We start from the raw sequence: 21,005 nt of genomic DNA on the forward strand, positions 1-21,005 counted from the left end.
GCCGTTCCAAACGCTTTGCCGAATTCGTCGTGATCGCATAGGATTACGGGCGCAGTGTTATCAGCTGCGGTTTCGATTTGCGGTCATGCCGGCCGTGGAGCATCGGTTGGTTTCATGGCGCCAAGACCTCCTGCATCAGACGATCCGACGAGAGCGGCGGCCGACGATCCCGAGCTGAAGAAGAAGCCCGCGTCCGGTCCGCCCGCGGCGGCCGCCTCCACGAAGCCGTCCGCGGCGCCGGCTGACGACGAAGAGGAAGACGACGCGGACGACGAGTTCGAGCTCGATGACGACGATGATGACGAGGACCTCGTCGTCTTCACCGCCAAGGAAGCCGCCGGCGCGCTCTCCACGATCTTTGGCTTCGTCAGGCCGATCCTGGCGAACTACAGGAAGCCGTTCGCCTGCGTCGCCTTCGGCGTGCTGGTCGAGACGTTGTTCAACGTCATCATGCCGCTCAGCCTGAAATTCCTGATCGACGACGCGCTCGGCGAGGAGGATTTCGGGGCCCTCTACAAGATCCTCGGCGTGCTCGCGGTTGCCGGCATCGTCACCTCGATCATCGCGGTCTGGTACGAGCGCTGGGATGCGCGGCTGGGCGCCGGCATCATCGCCGACGTGCGGACGCGGCTGTTCGACCATGTCCAGAACCTGCCGTCGGCCTATTTCGCGCGCACCAAGCGCGGCGAGATCCTGTCGCGATTCTCGATCGATTTGTCGGCGTTCGAGGGCTCGGTCAAGACCTTCGCCAACAGCGCGGCGCTGCCGGGCCTCGAGCTGGTCGCAGGCATCATCCTGATGCTGTTCCTGAACTGGCAGCTTGCCGTGGTCGCCTTGCTGGTGTTTCCGATCACCCTGATCGGGCCGCGCATCCTGACGCCGAAGGCGGTGCAGGCCAATTACGAGCAGAAGCAGAACGAGGCCGCGCTGCTCGGAACCGTGCAGGAGAACGTCGCCGCGCAGGCGGTGGTGAAGGCGTTCAATCTGCAGCGCCGGGCGCTCGGCTGGTTCACGATGCGCAACCGCGACGTCCGGGCCAAGGCCGCGTCAGCCATGTTCCTGTCGACCATGGTGGAGCGCACCGTCACCATCGCGGTGCTGCTGCTCCACCTCGTGGTGCTGGCGATCGGCGCCTATCTCGCCACCAAGGGGCAGATCACCGTCGGCACCTTCGTGACCTTCGAGAGTGCGTTCTGGGAGGTGTCCTACAACATCGCCCATCTGATGCATTTTATCCCGGTGTCGATCCAGTCGGCGGCGGCGGTGCGTCACATCCAGGAACTGCTCGACGAGCCGACCCGCGGCGCCGATCGTCCCGGCGCGCCGGATCTGCCGCGCATCACCAACGACATCTCCTTCGACCGCGTCACCTTCCAATATGAGGGGGCGCAGACGCCGGTGCTCGACAATCTCAGCCTCAAGCTCAATGCCGGCAAGAGCATTGCGATCGTCGGTCCCAGCGGCTCCGGCAAGAGCACGCTGATCAACCTGATCCTGCGGCTCTACGTGCCGGACGAGGGCCGCGTCGCCGTCGACGGCGTCGATATCCGCCGGGTGACGCGCGAGTCGCTGCGGGCCAACATGGCGGTCGTGTTCCAGGAGAACATGCTTTTCAACATGTCGATCCGCGAGAACATCCGGCTCGGCAAGGAAGGCGCGACCGACGCGGAGGTCGAGGACGCTGCCCGCAAGGCCGAGATCCATCGCTACATCATGAGTCTGCCGCAGCGCTACGACACGCCGGTCGGCGAGCGCGGCGATACCCTGTCGGGCGGCCAGCGCCAGCGCATCGCGATCGCGCGCGCGATCATCCGTAACCCGTCCGTGCTGCTGCTCGACGAGGCGACTTCGGCGCTCGACCAGACCACGGAGGCTGCGATCAATCGCACGCTGCTCAAGGTCGCCGAGGGCCGCACCATGATCTGGTCGACGCATCGCCTGACTTCGGTGGTCGAGATGGACGAGATCATCGTGATCTCCGGCGGCAGGGCGATCGAACGCGGCTCGCACGAGGAGCTGCTGGCCCGCAATGGCGTCTATCGCAAGCTGTGGGACGACCAGGGACATCTGAATCACGACGAGGACGCCGACGGCGCGGATGATGACGATGATGACGATGAGGACGAAGACGAGGATGAGGAGGCGTGAGGCCCGCGTCGCGGGCGATGGTCGAGCGCCAGATTTTTCGTTACGCCCGGTCCGCGGCGTGCGGACGTTGCCGGAAGTGGTTGGCCGGCTGCGTCGTTGACGCCGCCGCCGCAGGGTTGTGCAGCCGGCGCAGCCAGCCGCGGCCGAGATAGCCGAAAAAGCGCGCCCAGCGCTGGGCCCGCCACGTGGGCCCGCTGCCGACCGACACCTCGCGGAAGCTGAATGCCTTGGCGTTCGACCAGGCGTCGCAGGCGGTCTTGACCGGATCGTCGTAGAACGCGGTGATCTTCTCCTCGCCCATGCCGTCGGTCGACAGCCAGGCCGGGATGTGGACGTTGCAGAGCTGGGCGACGTCGGTGAACACCTTGTCGGTACCGGTGCCGGTGACGGGGCAGGTGCTGGCGAAGGCATCACCGACCAGCACCACGCCGGCCTGCCGATAGCCGGTGCTGACAAAGATGTCGGCGGGCCTGATCTTGATATCGCCGGCGATGTCGAACTCGCCGGTGAGCCGGCGCAGCCGCGGCAGCGCGGCGTTCAGCGTCTCCACCGGATTGCGCCGCATCGCCCGCAGCCAGGGATCGTCGGCCTTGCGATAGGTGAAGAGGTTGGCGCGCATCCGGTTTCCGATCGGAAACAGCGTGATGTAGGGGATGCGGTCGCTCGGCCGCTCCGAGAAGTAGGTCATGGCCGCGAACGGGAAGGCGGGGCGGCCGACGGGGACGAAATCGAAGCCGAGCGAGATCGAGTGGCAGAAGCTCGTGACCAGCCGCTCGATGCCGAGCATCCGGCGCAACCCGACGTTCAGGCCGTTGGCAAGCACCACAAGGCGCGCCGAGATCTCCTCGCCATTGGCAAGCACGAGCCGCTGCCGCTCGGAACTGGTCGCGACATTGATCACCTTGTCGCAGATGAATTCCGCCGGCCCGGCGATTTCGTTCCGAATCGCCGCAATCAGCGCGTCGTACATGATGCCGTATTGCCGGCTCGGCTGCCGGTCGAGCAACCTGCCGAATCGCGCGATCCAGTTCTCGCCGTCCAGCGTCGCCGAGCGGAGCACCGACTCGGCGAGGCCGGTCCTGGCGAATCGCTCGAGCTGGAGGTCGCCGCCGATCTTTTCGACACGGAAATCGAACGGGTAGACCCGGTGGGGGTCGATCAGGATCGTCGGTATCCCGGCACGGCCGAGCATGGCGGTTGCGGTCGAGCCCGCAAGACCGCCGCCGATGATCGCGATGTCGGTGTACCGCATGAGAATTCCGTGGCTGTGACCCCGATTTTTGCGCTGCGAATGGCAAATAAAGGCTTAGTTTCGAAGTTTGCCTTCGGGACTAACTTGGGGAGAGTTGTTTCTAACCATATTTTACCCGGATGTAATATGATTCCGCACGCGCCCGAAGATTCGGATGAAGTGCGCGGGGAGGTCGGTCGGCCGTCACATTTCGCCTTGCGCCGAACCTCGGTGAAATGCGAAATCCGCAAGTGCCAGAGGCGTTTCTTCGCTTGTCGTTTTGCTTGACTTCACTATCTCTCGATTATACAAGGCGCCCACTTAACGACAGGCGGTGAGCTACGCCAGCGTCGGAACGGAACACCCGAAGGTCCTTTTTGAGGAGCCGGACGGGCACCAACCTCGACGAATGCCGCTCAAACGCTGTCGATGATAGCTAGGCAATGCCAGGACGATATTAGTTCTCTTGAGCACGTCCTCTTGAGAGTGAATTCGGATGCATGACCTCGGTGGCGGACCGAACAGCGCACGCTGAACGGTTCGGGATCGCGGTCCTCTGTGGCGTCGATGCGCTTTCCGCTCAGCGATGAGTGGTTGGCGCGATTTCGCTTTGCGCGGTTGTTTGTTCCGTGTCGAGCGAGGCCGTGCGGGACGGCTAGTCCTGAGAAGAAATTTGCGGAGCCATTCAAGGTTTTCGCGTGAACTAAAGGGTGAAGGCTGCATGCCGACGATCAACCAGCTGATCGCAAATCCGCGTGAAGTGCAGAAGTCGCGTAAGAAGGTGCCGGCGCTGCAGCAGTCGCCGCAGAAGCGCGGCGTGTGCACGCGCGTCTACACCACGACCCCGAAGAAGCCGAACTCGGCGCTTCGTAAGGTCGCCAAGGTGCGCCTGACCAACGGCTTCGAGGTGATCGGCTACATCCCGGGTGAGGGCCATAACCTGCAGGAGCACTCGGTGGTCATGATCCGCGGCGGCCGCGTCAAGGACTTGCCCGGTGTGCGCTACCACATCCTCCGCGGCGTGCTGGATACCCAGGGCGTCAAGAACCGTAAGCAGCGTCGTTCGAAGTACGGCGCGAAGCGTCCGAAGTAAGCGGGAACCGATCAGATGTCGCGTCGCCATTCTGCCGAGAAGCGTGAAGTTCTTCCGGATCCGAAGTTCGGGAACATCATCATTACGAAGTTCATGAACTCGGTGATGTACGCCGGGAAGAAGTCGGTTGCCGAAAACATCGTCTACGGTGCGCTCGGCATGATCGAGGCCAAGACCAAGCAGAACCCGCTCGGCGTGTTCGAGCAGGCGCTCGAGAACGTGATGCCGACCATCGAGGTTCGTTCCCGCCGCGTCGGCGGCGCGACCTACCAGGTTCCGGTCGAAGTCCGGTCGGTGCGCCGTCAGGCGCTCGGCATCCGCTGGCTGATCTCGGCCGCCCGCGAGCGCAACGAGAAGACCATGACGGAGCGTCTCTCGGCTGAGCTGCTCGACGCCTCGAACAATCGCGGCAACGCCGTCAAGAAGCGGGAAGACGTGCACCGGATGGCGGAAGCCAACCGCGCGTTCTCGCACTATCGCTGGTAAGGCGAACAACGGAATTTAAGGAACAGTCTCATGCCCCGCCAACATGCCATCGAGGACTACCGCAACTTCGGTATCATGGCGCATATCGACGCCGGCAAGACCACGACCACCGAGCGCATCCTGTATTACACCGGCAAGAGCCACAAGATCGGCGAAGTGCACGAAGGTGCCGCGACGATGGACTGGATGGAGCAGGAGCAGGAGCGTGGCATCACGATCACCTCGGCTGCGACCACCGCGTTCTGGAACGGCAAGCGCCTGAACATCATCGACACACCCGGCCACGTCGACTTCACCATCGAGGTCGAGCGTTCGCTGCGCGTGCTCGACGGCGCCGTTTGCGTCCTCGACTCCAACCAGGGCGTCGAGCCGCAGACCGAGACCGTCTGGCGCCAGGGCGACAAGTACAAGGTTCCGCGCATCGTCTTCGCCAACAAGATGGACAAGACCGGCGCCGACTTCTTCAAGTGCCTGTCCGACATCGTCGACCGCCTCGGCGCCAAGCCGATCGCGATCCAGCTGCCGATCGGTGCCGAGAACAACTTCAAGGGTCTCGTCGACCTCGTGAAGATGAAGGGCGTCATCTGGAACGATGAATCGCTCGGCGCCAAGTTCGACTATGTCGACATTCCGGAAGATCTGGTCGAGCAGGCCAAGGAATATCGCGAGAAGATGGTGGAAGCCGCCGTCGAGCTCGACGACGACGCTTTGGCTGCCTTCCTCGACGGCAAGGAGCCGGACGAGGCGACCCTGAAGCGCCTGATCCGCAAGGCCGTGCTGACCGGCGCGTTCTATCCCGTGCTGTGCGGCTCCGCGTTCAAGAACAAGGGCGTGCAGCCGCTGCTCGACGCCGTCGTCGACTATCTGCCGTCGCCGATCGACGTGCCCGCGATCAAGGGCACCGACGATGAGGGCAACGAAGTCGTGCGCAAGGCGGACGACAAGGAGCCGCTGGCGCTGCTCGCGTTCAAGATCATGGACGACCCCTTCGTCGGCACCATCACGTTCTGCCGCATCTATTCCGGCATCCTGCAGTCGGGCACCGGCGTGGTGAACTCGACCCGCGAGAAGAAAGAGCGTATCGGCCGCATGCTGCTGATGCATGCGAACAACCGCGAAGACATCAAGGAAGCCTATGCCGGCGACATCGTCGCGCTGGCTGGCCTGAAGGAAGCGCGCACCGGCGACACGCTGTGCGATCCCGACAAGCCGGTGATCCTCGAGAAGATGGAATTCCCGGAGCCGGTGATCGAGATCGCGATCGAGCCGAAGTCGAAGGCCGACCAGGAAAAGCTCGGCGTGGCGCTTGCCAAGCTCGCCGCGGAAGATCCGTCGTTCCGTGTGTCGACCGACCAGGAGTCCGGCCAGACCATTCTCAAGGGCATGGGCGAACTGCATCTCGACATCAAGGTCGACATTCTCAAGCGCACCTACAAGGTCGACGCCAACATCGGCGCGCCGCAGGTGGCGTTCCGCGAGCGCGTGACCAAGAAGGCCGAAGTCAAGTACACGCACAAGAAGCAGACCGGCGGTACCGGTCAGTTCGCCGAAGTGTCGATCGTCGTCGAGCCGAACGAGCCCGGCAAGGGCTATGAGTTCGAATCGAAGATCGTCGGCGGCGCGGTGCCGAAGGAATACATCCCCGGCGTCGAAAAGGGCCTCAACAGCGTGATGGGCTCCGGTGTCGTTGCCGGCTTCCCGGTGGTGGACGTCAAGGTGCAGCTGGTCGACGGCAAGTATCACGACGTCGACTCGTCGGCACTGGCGTTCGAAATCGCATCGCGGGCTGCGTTCCGCGAAGCGTTGACGAAGGGCAAGTCCGTTCTGCTCGAGCCGATCATGAAGGTCGAGGTGGTGACCCCGGAAGACTACACCGGTTCGGTCATCGGCGACCTGAATTCCCGGCGTGGCCAGATCCAGGGCCAAGACATGCGCGGCAACGCCAACGTCATCAACGCGATGGTGCCGCTCATGAACATGTTCGGTTACGTGAACAACCTGCGCTCGATGAGCCAGGGTCGCGCGACCTTCACCATGCAGTTCGATCACTACGCCGAAGCTCCGGCGAACGTGTCGGCTGAAGTCCAGAAGAAGTTTGCCTGATTGTCGTTGATGGCAGTCAACGATTGAACGGAGAGTCAAATGGCCAAAGCTAAATTCGAACGTAACAAGCCCCACTGCAACATCGGCACCATCGGTCACGTCGACCATGGCAAGACCTCGCTGACCGCAGCGATCACCAAGGTGCTCGCAGAAACCGGCGGCGCGACGTTCACCGCCTACGACCAGATCGACAAGGCGCCGGAAGAGAAGGCCCGCGGCATCACGATCTCGACCGCTCACGTCGAGTACGAGACGACCAACCGCCACTACGCCCACGTCGACTGCCCCGGCCACGCCGACTACGTGAAGAACATGATCACCGGTGCCGCCCAGATGGACGGCGCGATCCTGGTCGTGTCGGCTGCTGACGGCCCGATGCCGCAGACCCGCGAGCACATCCTGCTCGCCCGCCAGGTCGGCGTGCCCGCGCTCGTCGTGTTCCTCAACAAGTGCGACATGGTCGACGATCCGGAGCTGCTCGAGCTCGTCGAGCTCGAAGTCCGCGAGCTGCTCTCGAAGTACGAATTCCCGGGCGACAAGATCCCGATCATCAAGGGCTCGGCGCTCGCCGCCCTCGAAGACAAGGACAAGAAGCTCGGCCACGACGCCATCCTCGAGCTGATGCGCAATGTCGACGAGTACATCCCGCAGCCGGAGCGTCCGATCGACCAGCCGTTCCTGATGCCGGTTGAAGACGTGTTCTCGATCTCGGGCCGCGGCACCGTCGTCACCGGCCGTGTCGAGCGCGGCGTGATCAAGGTCGGCGAGGAAATCGAAATCGTCGGAATCCGCGACACCCAGAAGACCATCGTCACCGGCGTCGAAATGTTCCGCAAGCTGCTCGATCAGGGCCAGGCCGGCGACAACATCGGTGCGCTGCTCCGCGGCACCAAGCGCGAGGAAGTCGAGCGTGGCCAGGTGCTGTGCAAGCCCGGTTCGGTCAAGCCGCACACCAAGTTCAAGGCTGAGGCTTACATCCTCACCAAGGAAGAGGGCGGTCGCCACACCCCGTTCTTCACCAACTACCGTCCGCAGTTCTACTTCCGCACCACCGACGTGACCGGTGTCGTGCACCTGCCGGAAGGCACCGAGATGGTGATGCCGGGCGACAACATCGCGATGGAAGTGCACCTGATCGTGCCGATCGCGATGGAAGAGAAGCTGCGCTTCGCGATCCGCGAAGGCGGCCGCACCGTCGGCGCCGGCGTCGTCGCCGCGATCATCGAGTAACTACGCGAATAGGGAATGGCGAGTAGCGAGTGGGTCCCTCCATTCGCTATTCGCTACTCGCCACTCACTAAAGAAAGAATACGGCAATGAACGGCCAAAATATTCGCATCCGTCTCAAGGCGTTCGACCATCGAATCCTCGATACGTCGACCCGCGAGATCGTGAACACGGCGAAGCGCACCGGTGCGCAGGTTCGCGGACCGATTCCGCTGCCGACCCGCATCGAGAAGTTCACCGTCAACCGTTCGCCGCACGTTGACAAGAAGAGCCGCGAGCAATTCGAGATGCGCACCCACAAGCGCCTCCTCGACATTGTCGACCCGACCCCGCAGACCGTCGATGCGCTGATGAAGCTCGACCTGGCCGCCGGTGTCGACGTCGAGATCAAGCTCTAAGGTTTTGGATTTTTACGTCCGCCGCTTGCGGACAGAAAGACAGGAAGCACGCCGATGCGCTCCGGAGTGATCGCACAAAAGGTCGGGATGACGCGGGTCTTTACGGAGACCGGCGAGCATATCCCTGTGACCGTGCTGAAGTTGGGCAACTGCCAGGTGCTGGGCCACCGCACGACCGAGAAGAACGGCTATGTCGCTCTTCAGCTCGGCTCGGGCGCCCGCAAGACCGTGTACATGCCCAAGGCCGAACGTGGCCAGTTCGCGGTCTCCAAGGTCGAGCCGAAGCGCAAGGTCGCCGAGTTCCGCGTGTCCGAGGACGCGCTGATCCCGGTCGGCGCGGAAATCCAGGCGGACCATTTCGTGGTCGGCCAGTTCGTCGACGTGACCGGTACCTCGATCGGTAAGGGCTTCGCCGGCGGCATGAAGCGCTGGAATTTCGGCGGTCTGCGCGCCACCCACGGTGTGTCGATCTCGCACCGTTCGATCGGTTCGACCGGTGGCCGTCAGGACCCCGGCAAGACCTTCAAGAACAAGAAGATGCCCGGTCACATGGGCGTCGACCGCATCACCACGCTCAATCTGCGCGTGGTTTCGACCGACGTCGAGCGCGGCCTGATCCTCGTCGAGGGCGCCGTTCCCGGCTCCAAGGGCGGCTGGATCTCGGTGCGCGACGCGGTCAAGAAGCCGCTGCCGAAGGACGCCCCGAAGCCCGGCAAGTTCAAGGTTGCAGGTGGCGAAGCTGCCGAGGCTGTGGCCGAGAAGGAGGGCGTGTGAGATGGAATTGAAAGTCACGACCCTTGAAGGCAAGGACGCCGGATCCGTCGAGCTCTCGGACGCGATCTTCGGTCTCGAGCCGCGCGCCGACATCATCCAGCGCTGCGTGCAGTGGCAGCTGAACAAGCGTCAGGCCGGCACCCACAAGGCCAAGGGCCGCGCCGAGATCTGGCGCACCGGCAAGAAGATGTACAAGCAGAAGGGCACCGGCGGCGCCCGTCACGGCTCGGCCCGCGTGCCGCAGTTCCGCGGCGGTGGCCGTGCGTTCGGTCCGGTCGTTCGCTCCCATGCGACCGACCTTCCGAAGAAGGTGCGCGCGCTCGCGCTCAAGCATGCGCTCTCGGCCAAGGCCAAGGACGGCGGGCTGATCGTGATCGACAATGCGCAGCTCGAGGCCGCCAAGACCAAGGCGCTGCTCGGCCACTTCTCCGGCCTCGGACTGACCAACGCGCTGATCATCGACGGCGCCGAGCTGAACGCCGGTTTCGCGACCGCGGCCCGGAACATTCCGAACATCGACGTGCTGCCGATCCAGGGCATCAACGTCTACGACATTCTCCGCCGCCAGAAGCTGGTGCTGACCAAGGCTGCGGTTGATGCGCTGGAGGCGCGCTTCAAATGAAGAACATCGATCCGCGCCACTACGACGTCATCATCTCTCCCGTCGTGACGGAAAAGGCGACGCTCGCCTCCGAGCACAACAAGGTGATGTTCAAGGTCGCCGGCAAGGCGACCAAGCCGCAGATCAAGGAAGCGGTCGAGAAGCTGTTCGACGTCAAGGTGAAGAGCGTCAACACTCTCGTTCGCAAGGGCAAGACCAAGGTGTTCCGCGGCAATCTCGGCTCGCAGTCGGACACCAAGCGCGCGATCGTGACCCTGGAAGAGGGCCACCGCATCGACGTGACTACCGGACTATAAGGCGCAACGACGATGGCATTGAAAACCTACAATCCCACGACGCCGGGCCAGCGCCAGCTGGTCATGGTCGATCGTTCGGCGCTCTACAAGGGCAAGCCGGTGAAGACCCTGACCGAGGGCAAGCTCGGCAACGGCGGTCGCAACAACACCGGTCGCATCACCGTGCGTTTCCGCGGCGGCGGCCACAAGAAGGCCTACCGCACCGTCGACTTCCGCCGCGACAAGGTGGACATGCCGGCGGTCGTGGAGCGGCTCGAGTATGATCCGAACCGCACCGCGTTCATCGCGCTGATCAAGTATCAGGACGGTGAGCTGGCCTACATCCTGGCGCCGCAGCGCCTGGCGGCAGGCGACACCGTCGTCGCCGGCAACTATGTCGACGTCAAGCCGGGCAACGTCATGCCGCTCGGCAACATGCCGGTCGGCACGATCGTGCACAACATCGAGCTGAAGATCGGCAAGGGCGGTCAGCTGGCGCGCTCCGCCGGCACCTACGCCCAGATCGTCGGCCGCGACCAGGACTACGTGATCGTCCGCCTGAACTCGGGCGAGCAGCGTCTGGTGCACGGCCGTTGCCGCGGCACGATCGGCGCGGTCTCCAACCCCGATCACATGAACATCTCGATCGGCAAGGCCGGTCGTACCCGCTGGCTCGGCTGGCGTCCGCACAACCGCGGCGTCGTCATGAACCCGATCGATCACCCGCACGGCGGTGGTGAAGGTCGTACCTCGGGCGGTCGCCACCCGGTTACTCCGTGGGGCAAGCCGACCAAGGGCAAGAAGACCCGCACCAACAAGTCGACCAACAAATTCATTCTCCTCAGCCGCCACAAGCGGAAGAAGTAAGGAACGCCGGACATGGTTCGTTCAGTCTGGAAAGGCCCGTTCGTCGAGGGTTCTCTGCTCAAGAAGGCAGATGCCGCGCGCTCGTCCGGCCGTCACGACGTCATCAAGATCTGGAGCCGCCGCTCGACCATCCTGCCGCAGTTCGTCGGCCTGACGTTCGGCGTCTATAACGGCCACAAGCACGTGCCGGTGGCAATCAACGAGGAAATGGTGGGTCACAAGTTCGGCGAGTTCTCGCCGACCCGGACCTTCCACGGCCATTCGGGCGACAAGAAAGCCAAGAAGGCTTGAGGATTAACCGATGAGCAAACCAAAGCGCGAACGTAGCCTCGCGGACAATGAGGCCAAGGCCGTCGCCCGCATGCTGCGCGTCAGCCCGCAGAAGCTCAACCTGGTGGCGCAGCTGATCCGCGGCCGCAAGGCGTCCGCTGCGCTCGCCGACCTGCAGTTCTCGCGCAAGCGGATCGCGGTCGATGTCAAGAAGTGCCTGGAATCGGCGATCGCGAACGCCGAGAACAACCATGACCTCGAGGTTGACGATCTGGTCGTCGCCGAGGCGCATGTCGGCAATGGCATCGTGATGAAGCGTTTTGCTCCGCGCGGCCGTGGCCGTTCGGGCCGTGTGTTCAAACCGTTCTCGCACCTGACCATCGTGGTTCGTCAGGTCGAGGCCGAGGCAAGCGCCTAAGAAGGGCGCAGGAGAAGACGATGGGTCAAAAGATCAATCCAATCGGGCTGCGTCTCGGCATCAACCGGACCTGGGACTCCCGTTGGTTCGCCGGCAAGCAGGAATACGGCAAGCTGCTGCACGAGGACGTCAAGATCCGCGAGATCCTGCACAAGGAGCTCAAGCAGGCGGCCGTCGCCCGCATCGTGATCGAGCGTCCGCACAAGAAGTGCCGCGTGACGATCCATTCGGCCCGTCCGGGCGTCGTGATCGGCAAGAAGGGCGCCGACATCGACAAGCTGCGCAAGAAGGTTGCCGACATCACCTCGTCGGACGTCGTGATCAACATCGTCGAAATCCGCAAGCCTGAGCTCGACGCGACCCTGGTCGCTGAATCGATCGCCCAGCAGCTCGAGCGCCGCGTCGCGTTCCGCCGCGCCATGAAGCGCGCCGTGCAGTCGGCGATGCGTCTCGGTGCCGGTGGCATCCGCATCAACTGCTCGGGCCGTCTCGGCGGCGCCGAAATCGCGCGCATGGAGTGGTACCGCGAAGGTCGCGTGCCGCTGCACACGCTGCGCGCCGACGTCGACTACGGCGTTGCCACCGCGTTCACGACCTTCGGCACCTGCGGCGTCAAGGTCTGGATCTTCAAGGGCGAGATCCTCGAGCACGATCCGATGGCCCAGGACAAGAAGATGGCCGAAGGCGACAGCACGCCGCGTTCGCGCCGCGACGCCGCTTGAGGCAAAGCAGGAATTTGAGGGCTTAAAGCCATGATGCAACCTAAGAAAACGAAGTTCCGGAAGGCGCATAAGGGCCGTATCCACGGCGTTGCGACCTCTGGCGCGACGTTGGCGTTCGGCCAGTTCGGCCTGAAGGCGATGGAGCCTGAGCGCGTCACCGCCCGTCAGATCGAAGCCGCCCGCCGCGCGCTGACCCGTCACATGAAGCGCGCCGGCCGCGTCTGGATCCGCGTGTTCCCGGACGTGCCGGTGTCGAAGAAGCCCGCCGAAGTCCGCATGGGCTCCGGCAAGGGTGCCCCGGAATTGTGGGTGGTCCGGATCAAGCCGGGCCGCGTGATGTTCGAGATCGACGGCGTGCCGGTGCAGACCGCGAAGGAAGCGCTGTCGCTCGCCGCCGCCAAGCTGCCGATCAAGACGCGCTTCGTTGCGCGCATTGCGGAGTAATCGCCATGGCCGAGATGAAAGTTGAAGACATTCGCGCGATGAGCGACGACCAGCGGGAAGACGCGATCCTGAATCTGAAGAAGGAACGCTTCAACCTGCGTTTCCAGCGCGCCACCGGGCAGCTGGAGAACACCTCGCGGATGCGGGAAGCCCGCCGCGATATCGCTCGTATCAAGACCATCGCTGCCCAGCAGCGCGCGAAGAAGAAGTAAGGGGCCAGCTATGCCGAAACGTACTCTGCAGGGCGTGGTCGTCAGCGACAAGCAAGCCAAGACCATCGTGGTGCGCGTCGATCGCCGCTTCACCCACCCGATCTACAAGAAGACGATCCGCCGTTCCAAGAACTACCACGCGCACGACGAGAACAACCAGTTCAAGCCGGGCGACATGGTCTGGATCGAGGAATCGAAGCCGATCTCGAAGCTGAAGCGCTGGACCGTGGTCCGGGGCGAACACAAGAAAACGGCCTGATTACTTCGGCCTGGCCGAGGGAATTCAGGGAAATTTTGAGCGCGCTGAAGCGCAGAAAGAGGACGAGGTGCATCAATGATTCAGATGCAGACCAACCTCGACGTGGCCGATAATTCAGGCGCACGCCGTGTCATGTGCATCAAGGTTCTTGGAGGTTCCAAGCGCCGCTATGCCACCGTGGGCGACGTTATCGTTGTGTCGATCAAGGAAGCCATTCCGCGTGGCAAGGTGAAGAAGGGCGACGTGATGAAGGCCGTCGTGGTCCGGGTCCGCAAGGACATCCGCCGCGCCGACGGTTCGGTCATCCGCTTCGACCGCAACGCCGCCGTGCTGATCAACAATCAGTCCGAGCCGGTCGGCACCCGTATCTTCGGGCCGGTGCCGCGCGAGCTGCGCGCCAAGAACCACATGAAGATCATTTCGCTCGCGCCGGAGGTGCTGTGATGGCTGCCAAGATCCGCAAGGGCGACAAGGTGATGGTGCTCACCGGCCGCGACAAGGGTCGCACCGGCGAGGTGTTCGAGGTGCGTCCGGACGAGAACAAGGCTCTCGTTCGCGGCATCAACATGGTGAAGCGTCACCAGAAGCAGACCCAGACCCAGGAAGGCGGGATCATCTCCAAGGAGATGCCGATCGACCTTTCGAACATTGCGTATGTCGGCAAGGACGGAAAGCCGACCCGCATCGGGTTCAAGATTCAGGCCGATGGCAAGAAGGTTCGTGTTGCCAAGAGCTCGGGAGCAGAGATCGATGGCTGATACAGCTTACACGCCGCGTCTGCGCGCGGAGTATGACAAGAAGATCCGCGGCATGATGACCGAGAAGTTCGGTTATGCCAACGTGATGCAGGTGCCGCGCCTCGACAAGGTCGTGCTCAACATGGGCGTGGGCGACTCCGTCAACGATCGCAAGAAGGCCGAGACCGCCGCCGCCGAGCTGACCCAGATCGCCGGCCAGAAGGCGATCGTGACCTATTCGCGGATCGCGATCGCGACCTTCAAGCTGCGTGAGAACCAGCCGATCGGCTGCAAGGTCACGCTGCGCAAGACCCATATGTACGAGTTCATCGACCGCCTGGTGAACGTGGCGCTGCCCCGCGTCCGCGACTTCCGCGGCCTGAACCCGAAGAGCTTCGACGGCCGTGGCAACTATTCGCTCGGCATCAAGGAGCACATCATTTTCCCCGAGATCGACTTCGACAAGGTCTCGGAAGCGCGTGGCATGGACATCACGGTCTGCACCACCGCCAAGACCGACGACGAGGCGCGTGCCTTGTTGACCGCTTTCAATTTCCCGTTCCGGCAGTGAGTAGCTGAGCCAAAGCCACTCAAACGCGGATACCCAGGAGCCAAGCATGGCAAAGAAGAGTTCAGTCGAGAAGAACAACCGGCGCAAGCGGATGGCGAAGAACGCCGGCCCGCGCCGCGAGAAGCTGAAGGCGATCATCGCCGACAAGACCAAGCCGATGGAAGAGCGCTTCGCGGCGACGCTGAAGCTCGCCGAGATGCCGCGCAACTCGTCGCCGACGCGCATCCGCAACCGTTGCGAGCTGACCGGGCGTCCGCGCTCGAACTATCGCAAGAACAAGCTCTCGCGCATCGCGCTGCGTGAACTCGGCTCCAAAGGCCTGGTTCCCGGCCTCGTGAAGTCGAGCTGGTAAGGGAGGGTCGGAACAATGTCTACGCACGATCCGATCAGCGATCTCATCACCCGCATCCGCAACGCGCAGATGCGCTCCAAGTCCAAGGTCTCGAGCCCCGGCTCGAAGATGCGCGCCAACGTGCTCGAGGTGCTGAAGTCCGAGGGTTACATCCGCGGCTACGCCAGCGTCGAGCATGCCTCGGGCCGCAGCGAGCTCGAGATCGAGCTGAAGTATTTCGACGGCGAGCCCGTCATCCGCGAGATCGAGCGGGTGTCGAAGCCGGGCCGCCGCGTTTACGCCTCGGTGAAGAACCTGCCGCGCGTGAACAACGGTCTCGGCATTTCGGTGTTGTCGACGCCGAAGGGAATCATGGCTGACCACCAGGCGCGCGACGCCAACGTGGGCGGCGAAGTTCTCTTCACGGTGTTCTGAGGAAGGATTTTACGATGTCACGTATCGGCAAAAGGCCGGTGGCGATCCCGTCGGGTGTGACGGCGACCGTCGAGGGCCAGACCGTCAAGGTGAAGGGGCCGAAGGGCCAGCTTCAGTTCGTCGTGCATGACGACGTCGAGGTGAAGTTCGAGAACGGTCAGGTCAAGGTCGCTCCGCGGGTCAAGACCAACCGCGCGCAGGCGATGTACGGCACCGCGCGCGCGCAGGTCGCCAACCTCGTCGAGGGCGTCACCAAGGGCTTCGAGAAGAAGCTCGAGATCACCGGCGTCGGCTACCGCGCCGCGATGCAGGGCAAGAACCTGCAGCTCGCGCTCGGCTACAGCCACGACGTGGTGTACGCGATCCCGGAAGGCATCACCATCGCGGTGCCGAAGCCGACCGAGATCACGATCACCGGCAACGATCCGCAGCGCGTCGGCCAGGTCGCCGCCGAGATCCGCGCCTACCGTCCGCCGGAGCCCTACAAGGGCAAGGGCGTCAAGTACGCCAACGAATTCATCTTCCGCAAGGAAGGCAAGAAGAAGTAACGGAGCCGGTCATGTCACTCAAGGTTACGAATGCCCGGCGCAAGCAGCGCGTGCGCCTTGCGCTTCGCCGCTCGGCAGGCGGCCGTCCGCGGCTGTCGGTGTTCCGCTCGTCCAAGCACATCTACGCCCAGGTCATCGACGACCAGAAGGGCGAGACGCTCGCTTCCGCCTCGTCGCTGGAGAAGACCATGCGCGACGCCGGCAAGACCGGCGCCGACATCGATGCGGCGAAGGCGGTCGGCAAGCTGCTCGCCGAGCGCGCGGCGCAGAAGGGTGTCAAGGAAGTCGTGTTCGATCGCGGCGCCTACATCTATCACGGGCGCGTCAAGGCGCTCGCGGATGCGGCGCGCGAAGGCGGATTGAGCTTCTAAACTTTACGAACGATGACGAGGAAAGAGGCGCAAGGCCTCCTAGAGATTGGAAAACACCATGGCAGGTGAACGCGAACGCGGCGGACGCGAACGGAGCAGGGAGCGCGAGGAGCGCGACAGCGAGTTCGTCGACAAGCTCGTCCACATCAATCGCGTGGCGAAGGTCGTCAAGGGCGGCAAGCGCTTCGGCTTTGCGGCGCTGGTCGTGATCGGCGACCAGAAGGGCCGGGTCGGGTTCGGCCACGGCAAGGCGCGCGAAGTTCCGGAAGCGATCCGCAAGGCGACCGAATCGGCGAAGCGCAACCTGACGCGCGTCGCGCTTCGCGAAGGCCGCACGCTGCATCACGACATCGCCGGCCGTCACGGCGCCGGCCGCGTCTACCTGCGTGCCGCTCCGGCCGGTACCGGCATCATCGCCGGCGGCCCGATGCGCGCTGTGTTCGAGACGCTCGGCATCCAGGACGTGGTGGCGAAGTCGATCGGCTCGTCGAATCCCTACAACATGGTTCGCGCGACGTTCGATGCGCTGAAGCATCAGGATTCGCCGCGCTCGGTGGCGGCACGCCGCAACATCAAGGTCTCCACCCTGCAGTCGCGCCGCGTCGGCGGCGACGCCGAAGTGGTGGCGGAATAACAACGCGCGCTTCTCGAAGCGCTATTCGGAGTTACTGTCATGGCCAAGGCCAGCAAGACCATCAAGGTCGAGCAGATCGGCAGCGCAATCCGCCGCCATCACTCGCAGCGTTCGACGCTGATCGGCCTCAAGCTCAACAAGATCGGCCGGGTTGCCGAGCTGCAGGATACCCCTGAAGTTCGCGGCATGATCAGCAAGGTTCAGCATCTCGTCCGCGTCGTCGGCGAGTAAGCAGAGATAAGGAGAAGGGCGATGAAGCTCAGCGATATCGCCGACAACGCCGGCTCGCGCAAGAAGCGCATGCGTGTCGGCCGTGGCATCGGTTCCGGCAAGGGCAAGACCTCGGGCCGCGGCGGCAAGGGCCAGACCGCGCGTTCGGGCGTCCGCATCAAGGGTTTCGAAGGCGGCCAGATGCCGATGCATCGCCGTCTGCCGAAGCGCGGCTTCAACAACATCTTCCGGCTCGACTTCGCCGAGATCAATCTCGACCGTCTGCAGGAAGCGATCGACAACAAGCTGGTCGATGCGAGCGCGACGGTGAACGTCGAATCGCTGGTCAAGGCCGGCGTGCTGCGCCGCGCCAAGGACGGCCTGCGGCTGCTCGGCCGCGGCGAGATCAAGACCAAGCTGACCATCGAGGTGCACGGCGCTTCCAAGTCGGCCATTGCCGCGGTCGAGAAGGCCGGCGGCTCGGTCAAGATCCTGGCCCCCGCCAAGGAAGAAGGCGAGGCGGCGTAACATCTGCGTCATTGCCCGCGACGCGCGGGCAATCCGCGGATCGAATGATGGACTTATCGAGGCCGAGCACCAGATAATGTCCGGTGTCTGCCGGCGCCCAGGGAATTGATCTCTTTGGGGGCGCCGGCGAATGGGGCTCCGGGAGAAAGCCGAAACATGGTCTCAGCAGCCGAACAACTTGCCGCCAACCTCAATTTCGGACAGCTGGCGAAAGCCGACGAGCTGAAGAAGCGCATCTGGTTCACCCTGGGTGCGCTGCTTGTTTATCGGCTCGGCACCTACATCCCGCTGCCCGGCATCGATCCCAACATCTGGGAGCAGGTGTTCCGCAGCCAGTCCGGCGGCATCCTCGGCATGTTCAACATGTTCGCCGGCGGCGGCATCCACCGCATGGCGATCTTCGCGCTCAACATCATGCCGTACATCTCGGCATCGATCATCGTGCAGCTGCTGACCACCGTGTCGCCGCAGCTCGAGGCGCTCAAGAAGGAAGGCGAGGCGGGCCGCAAGACGCTGAACCAGTACACCCGCTATCTGACCGTGATCCTGGCGCTGTTCCAGTCCTATGGCATCGCGATCGGCCTCGAAGGCGCCGGTAATGTCGTCAGCGACCCCGGCATGTTCTTCCGGATCTCGACCGCGATCACGCTGACCGGCGGCACCATGTTCCTGATGTGGCTCGGCGAGCAGATCACCTCGCGCGGCATCGGCAACGGTATCTCGCTGATCATCCTGTCCGGCATCGTCGCCGAGCTGCCGTCGGCGCTCGCCAACATGCTGGAACTGGGCCGCCAGGGCGCGATGTCGACCGGCCTGATCCTGATCGTCATCGTGATGGCGGTCGCCGTGATCGCCTTCATCGTGTTCATGGAGCGCGCGCAGCGCCGGCTTTTGATCCAGTATCCGAAGCGCCAGGTCGGCAACAAGATGTTCGAGGGCCAGTCCTCGCATCTGCCGCTCAAGCTCAACACCTCGGGCGTGATTCCACCGATCTTCGCCTCGTCGCTGCTGCTGCTGCCGACCACGGTCGCGAACTTCAACGCCGGCAAGGGGCCGGAATGGTTCCAGTGGATCACGACCCAGCTCAGCCACGGCCGGCCGCTGTTCCTGTTCATGTATCTCGCGCTGATCGTGTTCTTCGCGTTCTTCTACACCGCGATCGTGTTCAATCCGACCGAGACCGCGGACAACCTGAAGAAGCATGGCGGCTTCATCCCGGGCATCCGGCCCGGCGAGCGCACCGCCGAGTACATCGACTATGTGCTGTCGCGCATCACGGTGCTCGGCGCGGTCTATCTCGCGATCGTCTGCCTGATTCCTGAAATTCTGATTTCCTACGCATCGGTCCCGTTCTACTTTGGCGGCACCTCGCTGTTGATCGTCGTCAGCGTGACGATGGATACGGTGTCGCAGGTGCAGGGCTATCTGCTCGCTCATCAGTATGAGGGGTTGATCAGGAAGTCGAAGCTCAGGGGAGGCCGCCGCCGCTGATCGCGGCTCGGCTTCGAACTCAAAACACAGGTGTGCGGACGTCGCCCACCTAGCCGGGGGGCGAAACAGATATGAGATTGATCCTTTTGGGGCCGCCGGGCTCGGGCAAGGGAACCCAGGCGCAGCGGCTGGTGCACAAGCACGGCATCGTCCAGCTCTCGACCGGTGAGATGCTGCGCGCTGCGGTCGCCGCGGGCACGCCGGTCGGCCTCCAGGCCAAGGAGATCATGGCCAATGGCGGCCTGGTTCCAGACGAGGTCGTGGTGGGAATCATCGCCGACCGCATCGAGGAGCCCGATGCCAGGAAGGGCTTCATTCTCGACGGCTTCCCGCGCACTGTGCCGCAGGCGGAGGCGCTCGACGATCTGCTCCGGAAAAAGCACCTCAAGCTCGACGCGGTGGTTGAGCTCCGCGTCAACGAGAGCGCGCTGCTCGCCCGCGTTGAGAAGCGTGCCGAGGAAACCCGCGCGCGCGGCGAGGAAGTCCGCCTCGACGACACGCCGGAAGTGCTGACCAAGCGCTTGGCGCAGTACCGTTCGCTGACGGAGCCGCTGATTCACTATTATTCGGAGCGGCGGAAGCTCCTGACGGTCGATGGCATGATGACCATCGAGCACGTCACCCGCGAGATCAACCGGATCCTGACCGCACTCGGCGCGCTGGAACCCAGGGAACACGAGGATCACGCCCCGAAGGCGGCTAAAAAGGCCGCCAAGGCGGCCATGAAGGCCAGCAAGAAGCCGGCCCGGAAGGCAGCTAAACCAGCCCAAAAGGCCGCCAAATCGGCCCGGAAGGCTGCCAAGGCGCCCTCCAAGGCCAAAGCGGCCAAGAAAACCGTGAAGAAAGCCGCGAAGAAGGCGGTAAAGAAGGCCGCCCGCGCCGCCAAAGCCCGCAAGGGAGCAAAGACCGCCAAAAAGGTGGCAAAAAAGCTCACGAAAAAGCGAGCTAAACGCTAGGAGCGGTTGACGAAACCGACATGAATCCTTTAATAAGCTCCGCATCCAAGTTGGATAGTTTGATGACGATGCCGGGCCCCGAAGGACATGAGGGGAGGGCGTCGTGTTCGCGTTTGTGGACACAAGCCCGAGAGAGCAAGCACTTGAGAAGCCCGTATCCGTGATGGATCGGCGACAGGAGAGAAGTCCGTGGCCCGTATTGCCGGCGTCAACATTCCCACCAACAAGCGCGTCCTGATCGCGCTTCAGTACATCCATGGCATCGGCCAGAAGAACGCGGCCGACATCATCGAGAAGGTCAAGATCCCGCTGGACCGTCGCGTCAACCAGTTGACCGACCAGGAAGTCCTGCAGATCCGCGAAGTGATCGACCGCGACTACCTGGTCGAGGGCGACCTCCGTCGCGAGGTCGGCATCAACATCAAGCGGCTGATGGACCTCGGCTGCTACCGCGGCCTGCGTCATCGCCGCGGTCTGCCGGTGCGCGGCCAGCGCACCCACACCAATGCGCGCACGCGCAAGGGGCCGGCCAAGGCGATCGCCGGCAAGAAGAAATAAGTTTTGCGAATTGCTAGTGGGGAGTAGCGAATGGAAATTCGCTACTCGCCATTTGCGTTTTGAGGTGTAGCCGCTGGCACTACGGC

The 21,005-nt window shown here is 63.5% G+C and carries 30 protein-coding genes; 29 read left to right on the top strand and 1 reads right to left on the bottom strand.

The features are described 5' to 3' along the window. Positions 1 to 114: 114 nt before the first annotated feature. Positions 115 to 2,148, top strand: a complete 2,034-nt coding sequence (locus J2R76_RS03860) for an ABC transporter ATP-binding protein (RefSeq protein ID WP_253623754.1) — start codon at positions 115 to 117, stop codon at positions 2,146 to 2,148. A gap of 40 nt (positions 2,149 to 2,188) precedes the next feature. Here the strand turns inward: J2R76_RS03860 and J2R76_RS03865 are convergent, their stop codons facing one another. Further along, a complete protein-coding gene (locus J2R76_RS03865; protein WP_076831377.1) occupies positions 2,189 to 3,400 on the bottom strand; it encodes an NAD(P)/FAD-dependent oxidoreductase in 1,212 nt (403 codons plus the stop codon). Between the two features lie 700 nt (positions 3,401 to 4,100). On the opposite strand from J2R76_RS03865, the gene rpsL reads away from it, so the two are divergent. The 28 genes from rpsL to rpsM all read left to right on the top strand — a co-directional run bounded on the left by rpsL (position 4,101) and on the right by rpsM (position 20,919). Next, a complete protein-coding gene (rpsL, locus tag J2R76_RS03870) occupies positions 4,101 to 4,472 on the top strand; it encodes a 30S ribosomal protein S12 (RefSeq protein ID WP_006611834.1) in 372 nt (123 codons plus the stop codon). A gap of 15 nt (positions 4,473 to 4,487) precedes the next feature. Continuing rightward, entirely contained in the window at positions 4,488 to 4,958 is a 471-nt protein-coding gene (gene rpsG, locus J2R76_RS03875; RefSeq protein ID WP_016843741.1) for a 30S ribosomal protein S7, read from the top strand. Between the two features lie 30 nt (positions 4,959 to 4,988). Continuing rightward, a complete protein-coding gene (gene fusA, locus J2R76_RS03880) occupies positions 4,989 to 7,061 on the top strand; it encodes an elongation factor G (RefSeq protein WP_057019548.1) in 2,073 nt (690 codons plus the stop codon). Positions 7,062 to 7,100: 39 nt separating this feature from the next. Continuing rightward, entirely contained in the window at positions 7,101 to 8,291 is a 1,191-nt protein-coding gene (gene tuf, locus J2R76_RS03885) for an elongation factor Tu (RefSeq protein WP_018272140.1), read from the top strand. 86 nt (positions 8,292 to 8,377) lie between these two features. Beyond that, positions 8,378 to 8,686, top strand: coding sequence for a 30S ribosomal protein S10 (rpsJ, locus tag J2R76_RS03890; protein WP_002712302.1), 309 nt, complete (start codon positions 8,378 to 8,380; stop codon positions 8,684 to 8,686). Between the two features lie 54 nt (positions 8,687 to 8,740). Further along, on the top strand, positions 8,741 to 9,460 hold the full coding sequence (rplC, locus tag J2R76_RS03895; protein WP_057019547.1) for a 50S ribosomal protein L3: 720 nt from the start codon (positions 8,741 to 8,743) through the stop codon (positions 9,458 to 9,460). A 1-nt stretch (position 9,461) separates the two neighbouring features. Continuing rightward, positions 9,462 to 10,082 (top strand): 50S ribosomal protein L4, encoded by a 621-nt coding sequence (gene rplD / locus J2R76_RS03900; protein ID WP_016843745.1) that lies wholly within the window; start codon positions 9,462 to 9,464, stop codon positions 10,080 to 10,082. After that, positions 10,079 to 10,378 (top strand): 50S ribosomal protein L23, encoded by a 300-nt coding sequence (locus J2R76_RS03905; protein ID WP_028339313.1) that lies wholly within the window; start codon positions 10,079 to 10,081, stop codon positions 10,376 to 10,378. The genes rplD and J2R76_RS03905 overlap by 4 nt, the downstream gene beginning before the upstream one ends. Positions 10,379 to 10,390: 12 nt before the next feature. Beyond that, positions 10,391 to 11,224, top strand: coding sequence for a 50S ribosomal protein L2 (rplB, locus tag J2R76_RS03910; protein ID WP_021081655.1), 834 nt, complete (start codon positions 10,391 to 10,393; stop codon positions 11,222 to 11,224). A 12-nt stretch (positions 11,225 to 11,236) separates the two neighbouring features. Beyond that, positions 11,237 to 11,515 (top strand): 30S ribosomal protein S19, encoded by a 279-nt coding sequence (rpsS, locus tag J2R76_RS03915; protein ID WP_028335459.1) that lies wholly within the window; start codon positions 11,237 to 11,239, stop codon positions 11,513 to 11,515. A gap of 10 nt (positions 11,516 to 11,525) precedes the next feature. Continuing rightward, positions 11,526 to 11,912 carry a 50S ribosomal protein L22 gene (gene rplV, locus J2R76_RS03920; RefSeq protein WP_016843750.1) on the top strand — a complete coding sequence of 129 codons (387 nt, stop codon included), beginning with the start codon at positions 11,526 to 11,528 and terminating at the stop codon, positions 11,910 to 11,912. A gap of 20 nt (positions 11,913 to 11,932) precedes the next feature. Next, positions 11,933 to 12,634 (top strand): 30S ribosomal protein S3, encoded by a 702-nt coding sequence (gene rpsC / locus J2R76_RS03925; protein ID WP_016843751.1) that lies wholly within the window; start codon positions 11,933 to 11,935, stop codon positions 12,632 to 12,634. Positions 12,635 to 12,664: 30 nt separating this feature from the next. Beyond that, a complete protein-coding gene (gene rplP / locus J2R76_RS03930; RefSeq protein ID WP_016843752.1) occupies positions 12,665 to 13,078 on the top strand; it encodes a 50S ribosomal protein L16 in 414 nt (137 codons plus the stop codon). Positions 13,079 to 13,083: 5 nt separating this feature from the next. Next, on the top strand, positions 13,084 to 13,290 hold the full coding sequence (gene rpmC / locus J2R76_RS03935; protein WP_016843753.1) for a 50S ribosomal protein L29: 207 nt from the start codon (positions 13,084 to 13,086) through the stop codon (positions 13,288 to 13,290). 10 nt (positions 13,291 to 13,300) lie between these two features. Further along, the gene (rpsQ, locus tag J2R76_RS03940; protein ID WP_016843754.1) at positions 13,301 to 13,549 is read left to right on the top strand and encodes a 30S ribosomal protein S17; all 249 of its coding nucleotides are present in this window, start codon (positions 13,301 to 13,303) and stop codon (positions 13,547 to 13,549) included. Positions 13,550 to 13,624: 75 nt separating this feature from the next. Continuing rightward, on the top strand, positions 13,625 to 13,993 hold the full coding sequence (gene rplN / locus J2R76_RS03945; RefSeq protein WP_011473865.1) for a 50S ribosomal protein L14: 369 nt from the start codon (positions 13,625 to 13,627) through the stop codon (positions 13,991 to 13,993). Then, positions 13,993 to 14,307, top strand: a complete 315-nt coding sequence (gene rplX, locus J2R76_RS03950; protein ID WP_016843755.1) for a 50S ribosomal protein L24 — start codon at positions 13,993 to 13,995, stop codon at positions 14,305 to 14,307. Before rplN ends, rplX begins: the two co-directional genes overlap by 1 nt. Next, the gene (gene rplE, locus J2R76_RS03955; protein WP_016843756.1) at positions 14,300 to 14,857 is read left to right on the top strand and encodes a 50S ribosomal protein L5; all 558 of its coding nucleotides are present in this window, start codon (positions 14,300 to 14,302) and stop codon (positions 14,855 to 14,857) included. Before rplX ends, rplE begins: the two co-directional genes overlap by 8 nt. A gap of 46 nt (positions 14,858 to 14,903) precedes the next feature. Beyond that, positions 14,904 to 15,209 (top strand): 30S ribosomal protein S14, encoded by a 306-nt coding sequence (rpsN, locus tag J2R76_RS03960; protein ID WP_016843757.1) that lies wholly within the window; start codon positions 14,904 to 14,906, stop codon positions 15,207 to 15,209. 15 nt (positions 15,210 to 15,224) lie between these two features. Continuing rightward, entirely contained in the window at positions 15,225 to 15,623 is a 399-nt protein-coding gene (rpsH, locus tag J2R76_RS03965) for a 30S ribosomal protein S8 (protein WP_018272133.1), read from the top strand. Between the two features lie 14 nt (positions 15,624 to 15,637). Next, entirely contained in the window at positions 15,638 to 16,171 is a 534-nt protein-coding gene (rplF, locus tag J2R76_RS03970) for a 50S ribosomal protein L6 (RefSeq protein ID WP_024578581.1), read from the top strand. A gap of 11 nt (positions 16,172 to 16,182) precedes the next feature. Continuing rightward, complete coding sequence (rplR, locus tag J2R76_RS03975) at positions 16,183 to 16,542, top strand: 50S ribosomal protein L18 (protein WP_016843760.1); 360 nt, start codon at positions 16,183 to 16,185, stop codon at positions 16,540 to 16,542. Between the two features lie 58 nt (positions 16,543 to 16,600). Continuing rightward, on the top strand, positions 16,601 to 17,176 hold the full coding sequence (gene rpsE / locus J2R76_RS03980; RefSeq protein WP_016843761.1) for a 30S ribosomal protein S5: 576 nt from the start codon (positions 16,601 to 16,603) through the stop codon (positions 17,174 to 17,176). A gap of 39 nt (positions 17,177 to 17,215) precedes the next feature. After that, positions 17,216 to 17,407 carry a 50S ribosomal protein L30 gene (rpmD, locus tag J2R76_RS03985; RefSeq protein WP_028335461.1) on the top strand — a complete coding sequence of 64 codons (192 nt, stop codon included), beginning with the start codon at positions 17,216 to 17,218 and terminating at the stop codon, positions 17,405 to 17,407. A 21-nt stretch (positions 17,408 to 17,428) separates the two neighbouring features. Next, the gene (rplO, locus tag J2R76_RS03990; RefSeq protein WP_028339310.1) at positions 17,429 to 17,914 is read left to right on the top strand and encodes a 50S ribosomal protein L15; all 486 of its coding nucleotides are present in this window, start codon (positions 17,429 to 17,431) and stop codon (positions 17,912 to 17,914) included. Positions 17,915 to 18,070: 156 nt separating this feature from the next. Beyond that, on the top strand, positions 18,071 to 19,405 hold the full coding sequence (secY, locus tag J2R76_RS03995) for a preprotein translocase subunit SecY (protein WP_057019546.1): 1,335 nt from the start codon (positions 18,071 to 18,073) through the stop codon (positions 19,403 to 19,405). 71 nt (positions 19,406 to 19,476) lie between these two features. Continuing rightward, entirely contained in the window at positions 19,477 to 20,361 is an 885-nt protein-coding gene (locus J2R76_RS04000; protein ID WP_076831374.1) for an adenylate kinase, read from the top strand. A gap of 189 nt (positions 20,362 to 20,550) precedes the next feature. Continuing rightward, positions 20,551 to 20,919, top strand: coding sequence for a 30S ribosomal protein S13 (gene rpsM / locus J2R76_RS04005; protein WP_057019544.1), 369 nt, complete (start codon positions 20,551 to 20,553; stop codon positions 20,917 to 20,919). The last annotated feature ends 86 nt before the right edge of the window (positions 20,920 to 21,005 follow it).

The organism is Bradyrhizobium sp. USDA 4532 (genome assembly GCF_024171315.1).
GTDB lineage: Bacteria > Pseudomonadota > Alphaproteobacteria > Rhizobiales > Xanthobacteraceae > Bradyrhizobium > Bradyrhizobium australafricanum.

What these genes read in the sequence shown, in the direction of transcription:
- rpsN (WP_016843757.1), top strand. Translation starts at nt 14,904, where the DNA reads ATGGCAAAGAAGAGTTCAGTCGAGAAGAACAACCGGCGCAAGCGGATG.
- rpsG (WP_016843741.1), top strand. Translation starts at nt 4,488, where the DNA reads ATGTCGCGTCGCCATTCTGCCGAGAAGCGTGAAGTTCTTCCGGATCCG.
- rplO (WP_028339310.1), top strand. Translation starts at nt 17,429, where the DNA reads ATGAAGCTCAGCGATATCGCCGACAACGCCGGCTCGCGCAAGAAGCGC.
- rpsQ (WP_016843754.1), top strand. Translation starts at nt 13,301, where the DNA reads ATGCCGAAACGTACTCTGCAGGGCGTGGTCGTCAGCGACAAGCAAGCC.
- rpsC (WP_016843751.1), top strand. Translation starts at nt 11,933, where the DNA reads ATGGGTCAAAAGATCAATCCAATCGGGCTGCGTCTCGGCATCAACCGG.
- rplR (WP_016843760.1), top strand. Translation starts at nt 16,183, where the DNA reads ATGTCACTCAAGGTTACGAATGCCCGGCGCAAGCAGCGCGTGCGCCTT.
- rplE (WP_016843756.1), top strand. Translation starts at nt 14,300, where the DNA reads ATGGCTGATACAGCTTACACGCCGCGTCTGCGCGCGGAGTATGACAAG.
- rplP (WP_016843752.1), top strand. Translation starts at nt 12,665, where the DNA reads ATGATGCAACCTAAGAAAACGAAGTTCCGGAAGGCGCATAAGGGCCGT.
- rplD (WP_016843745.1), top strand. Translation starts at nt 9,462, where the DNA reads ATGGAATTGAAAGTCACGACCCTTGAAGGCAAGGACGCCGGATCCGTC.
- rpsJ (WP_002712302.1), top strand. Translation starts at nt 8,378, where the DNA reads ATGAACGGCCAAAATATTCGCATCCGTCTCAAGGCGTTCGACCATCGA.
- rpsS (WP_028335459.1), top strand. Translation starts at nt 11,237, where the DNA reads ATGGTTCGTTCAGTCTGGAAAGGCCCGTTCGTCGAGGGTTCTCTGCTC.
- secY (WP_057019546.1), top strand. Translation starts at nt 18,071, where the DNA reads ATGGTCTCAGCAGCCGAACAACTTGCCGCCAACCTCAATTTCGGACAG.
- rplB (WP_021081655.1), top strand. Translation starts at nt 10,391, where the DNA reads ATGGCATTGAAAACCTACAATCCCACGACGCCGGGCCAGCGCCAGCTG.
- rplC (WP_057019547.1), top strand. Translation starts at nt 8,741, where the DNA reads ATGCGCTCCGGAGTGATCGCACAAAAGGTCGGGATGACGCGGGTCTTT.
- rpmD (WP_028335461.1), top strand. Translation starts at nt 17,216, where the DNA reads ATGGCCAAGGCCAGCAAGACCATCAAGGTCGAGCAGATCGGCAGCGCA.
- rpsL (WP_006611834.1), top strand. Translation starts at nt 4,101, where the DNA reads ATGCCGACGATCAACCAGCTGATCGCAAATCCGCGTGAAGTGCAGAAG.
- rplF (WP_024578581.1), top strand. Translation starts at nt 15,638, where the DNA reads ATGTCACGTATCGGCAAAAGGCCGGTGGCGATCCCGTCGGGTGTGACG.
- rplN (WP_011473865.1), top strand. Translation starts at nt 13,625, where the DNA reads ATGATTCAGATGCAGACCAACCTCGACGTGGCCGATAATTCAGGCGCA.
- J2R76_RS03865 (WP_076831377.1), bottom strand. Translation starts at nt 3,400, where the DNA reads ATGCGGTACACCGACATCGCGATCATCGGCGGCGGTCTTGCGGGCTCG.
- rplX (WP_016843755.1), top strand. Translation starts at nt 13,993, where the DNA reads ATGGCTGCCAAGATCCGCAAGGGCGACAAGGTGATGGTGCTCACCGGC.
- J2R76_RS03905 (WP_028339313.1), top strand. Translation starts at nt 10,079, where the DNA reads ATGAAGAACATCGATCCGCGCCACTACGACGTCATCATCTCTCCCGTC.
- fusA (WP_057019548.1), top strand. Translation starts at nt 4,989, where the DNA reads ATGCCCCGCCAACATGCCATCGAGGACTACCGCAACTTCGGTATCATG.
- J2R76_RS03860 (WP_253623754.1), top strand. Translation starts at nt 115, where the DNA reads ATGGCGCCAAGACCTCCTGCATCAGACGATCCGACGAGAGCGGCGGCC.
- rpsH (WP_018272133.1), top strand. Translation starts at nt 15,225, where the DNA reads ATGTCTACGCACGATCCGATCAGCGATCTCATCACCCGCATCCGCAAC.
- rpsE (WP_016843761.1), top strand. Translation starts at nt 16,601, where the DNA reads ATGGCAGGTGAACGCGAACGCGGCGGACGCGAACGGAGCAGGGAGCGC.
- rplV (WP_016843750.1), top strand. Translation starts at nt 11,526, where the DNA reads ATGAGCAAACCAAAGCGCGAACGTAGCCTCGCGGACAATGAGGCCAAG.
- J2R76_RS04000 (WP_076831374.1), top strand. Translation starts at nt 19,477, where the DNA reads ATGAGATTGATCCTTTTGGGGCCGCCGGGCTCGGGCAAGGGAACCCAG.
- rpmC (WP_016843753.1), top strand. Translation starts at nt 13,084, where the DNA reads ATGGCCGAGATGAAAGTTGAAGACATTCGCGCGATGAGCGACGACCAG.
- tuf (WP_018272140.1), top strand. Translation starts at nt 7,101, where the DNA reads ATGGCCAAAGCTAAATTCGAACGTAACAAGCCCCACTGCAACATCGGC.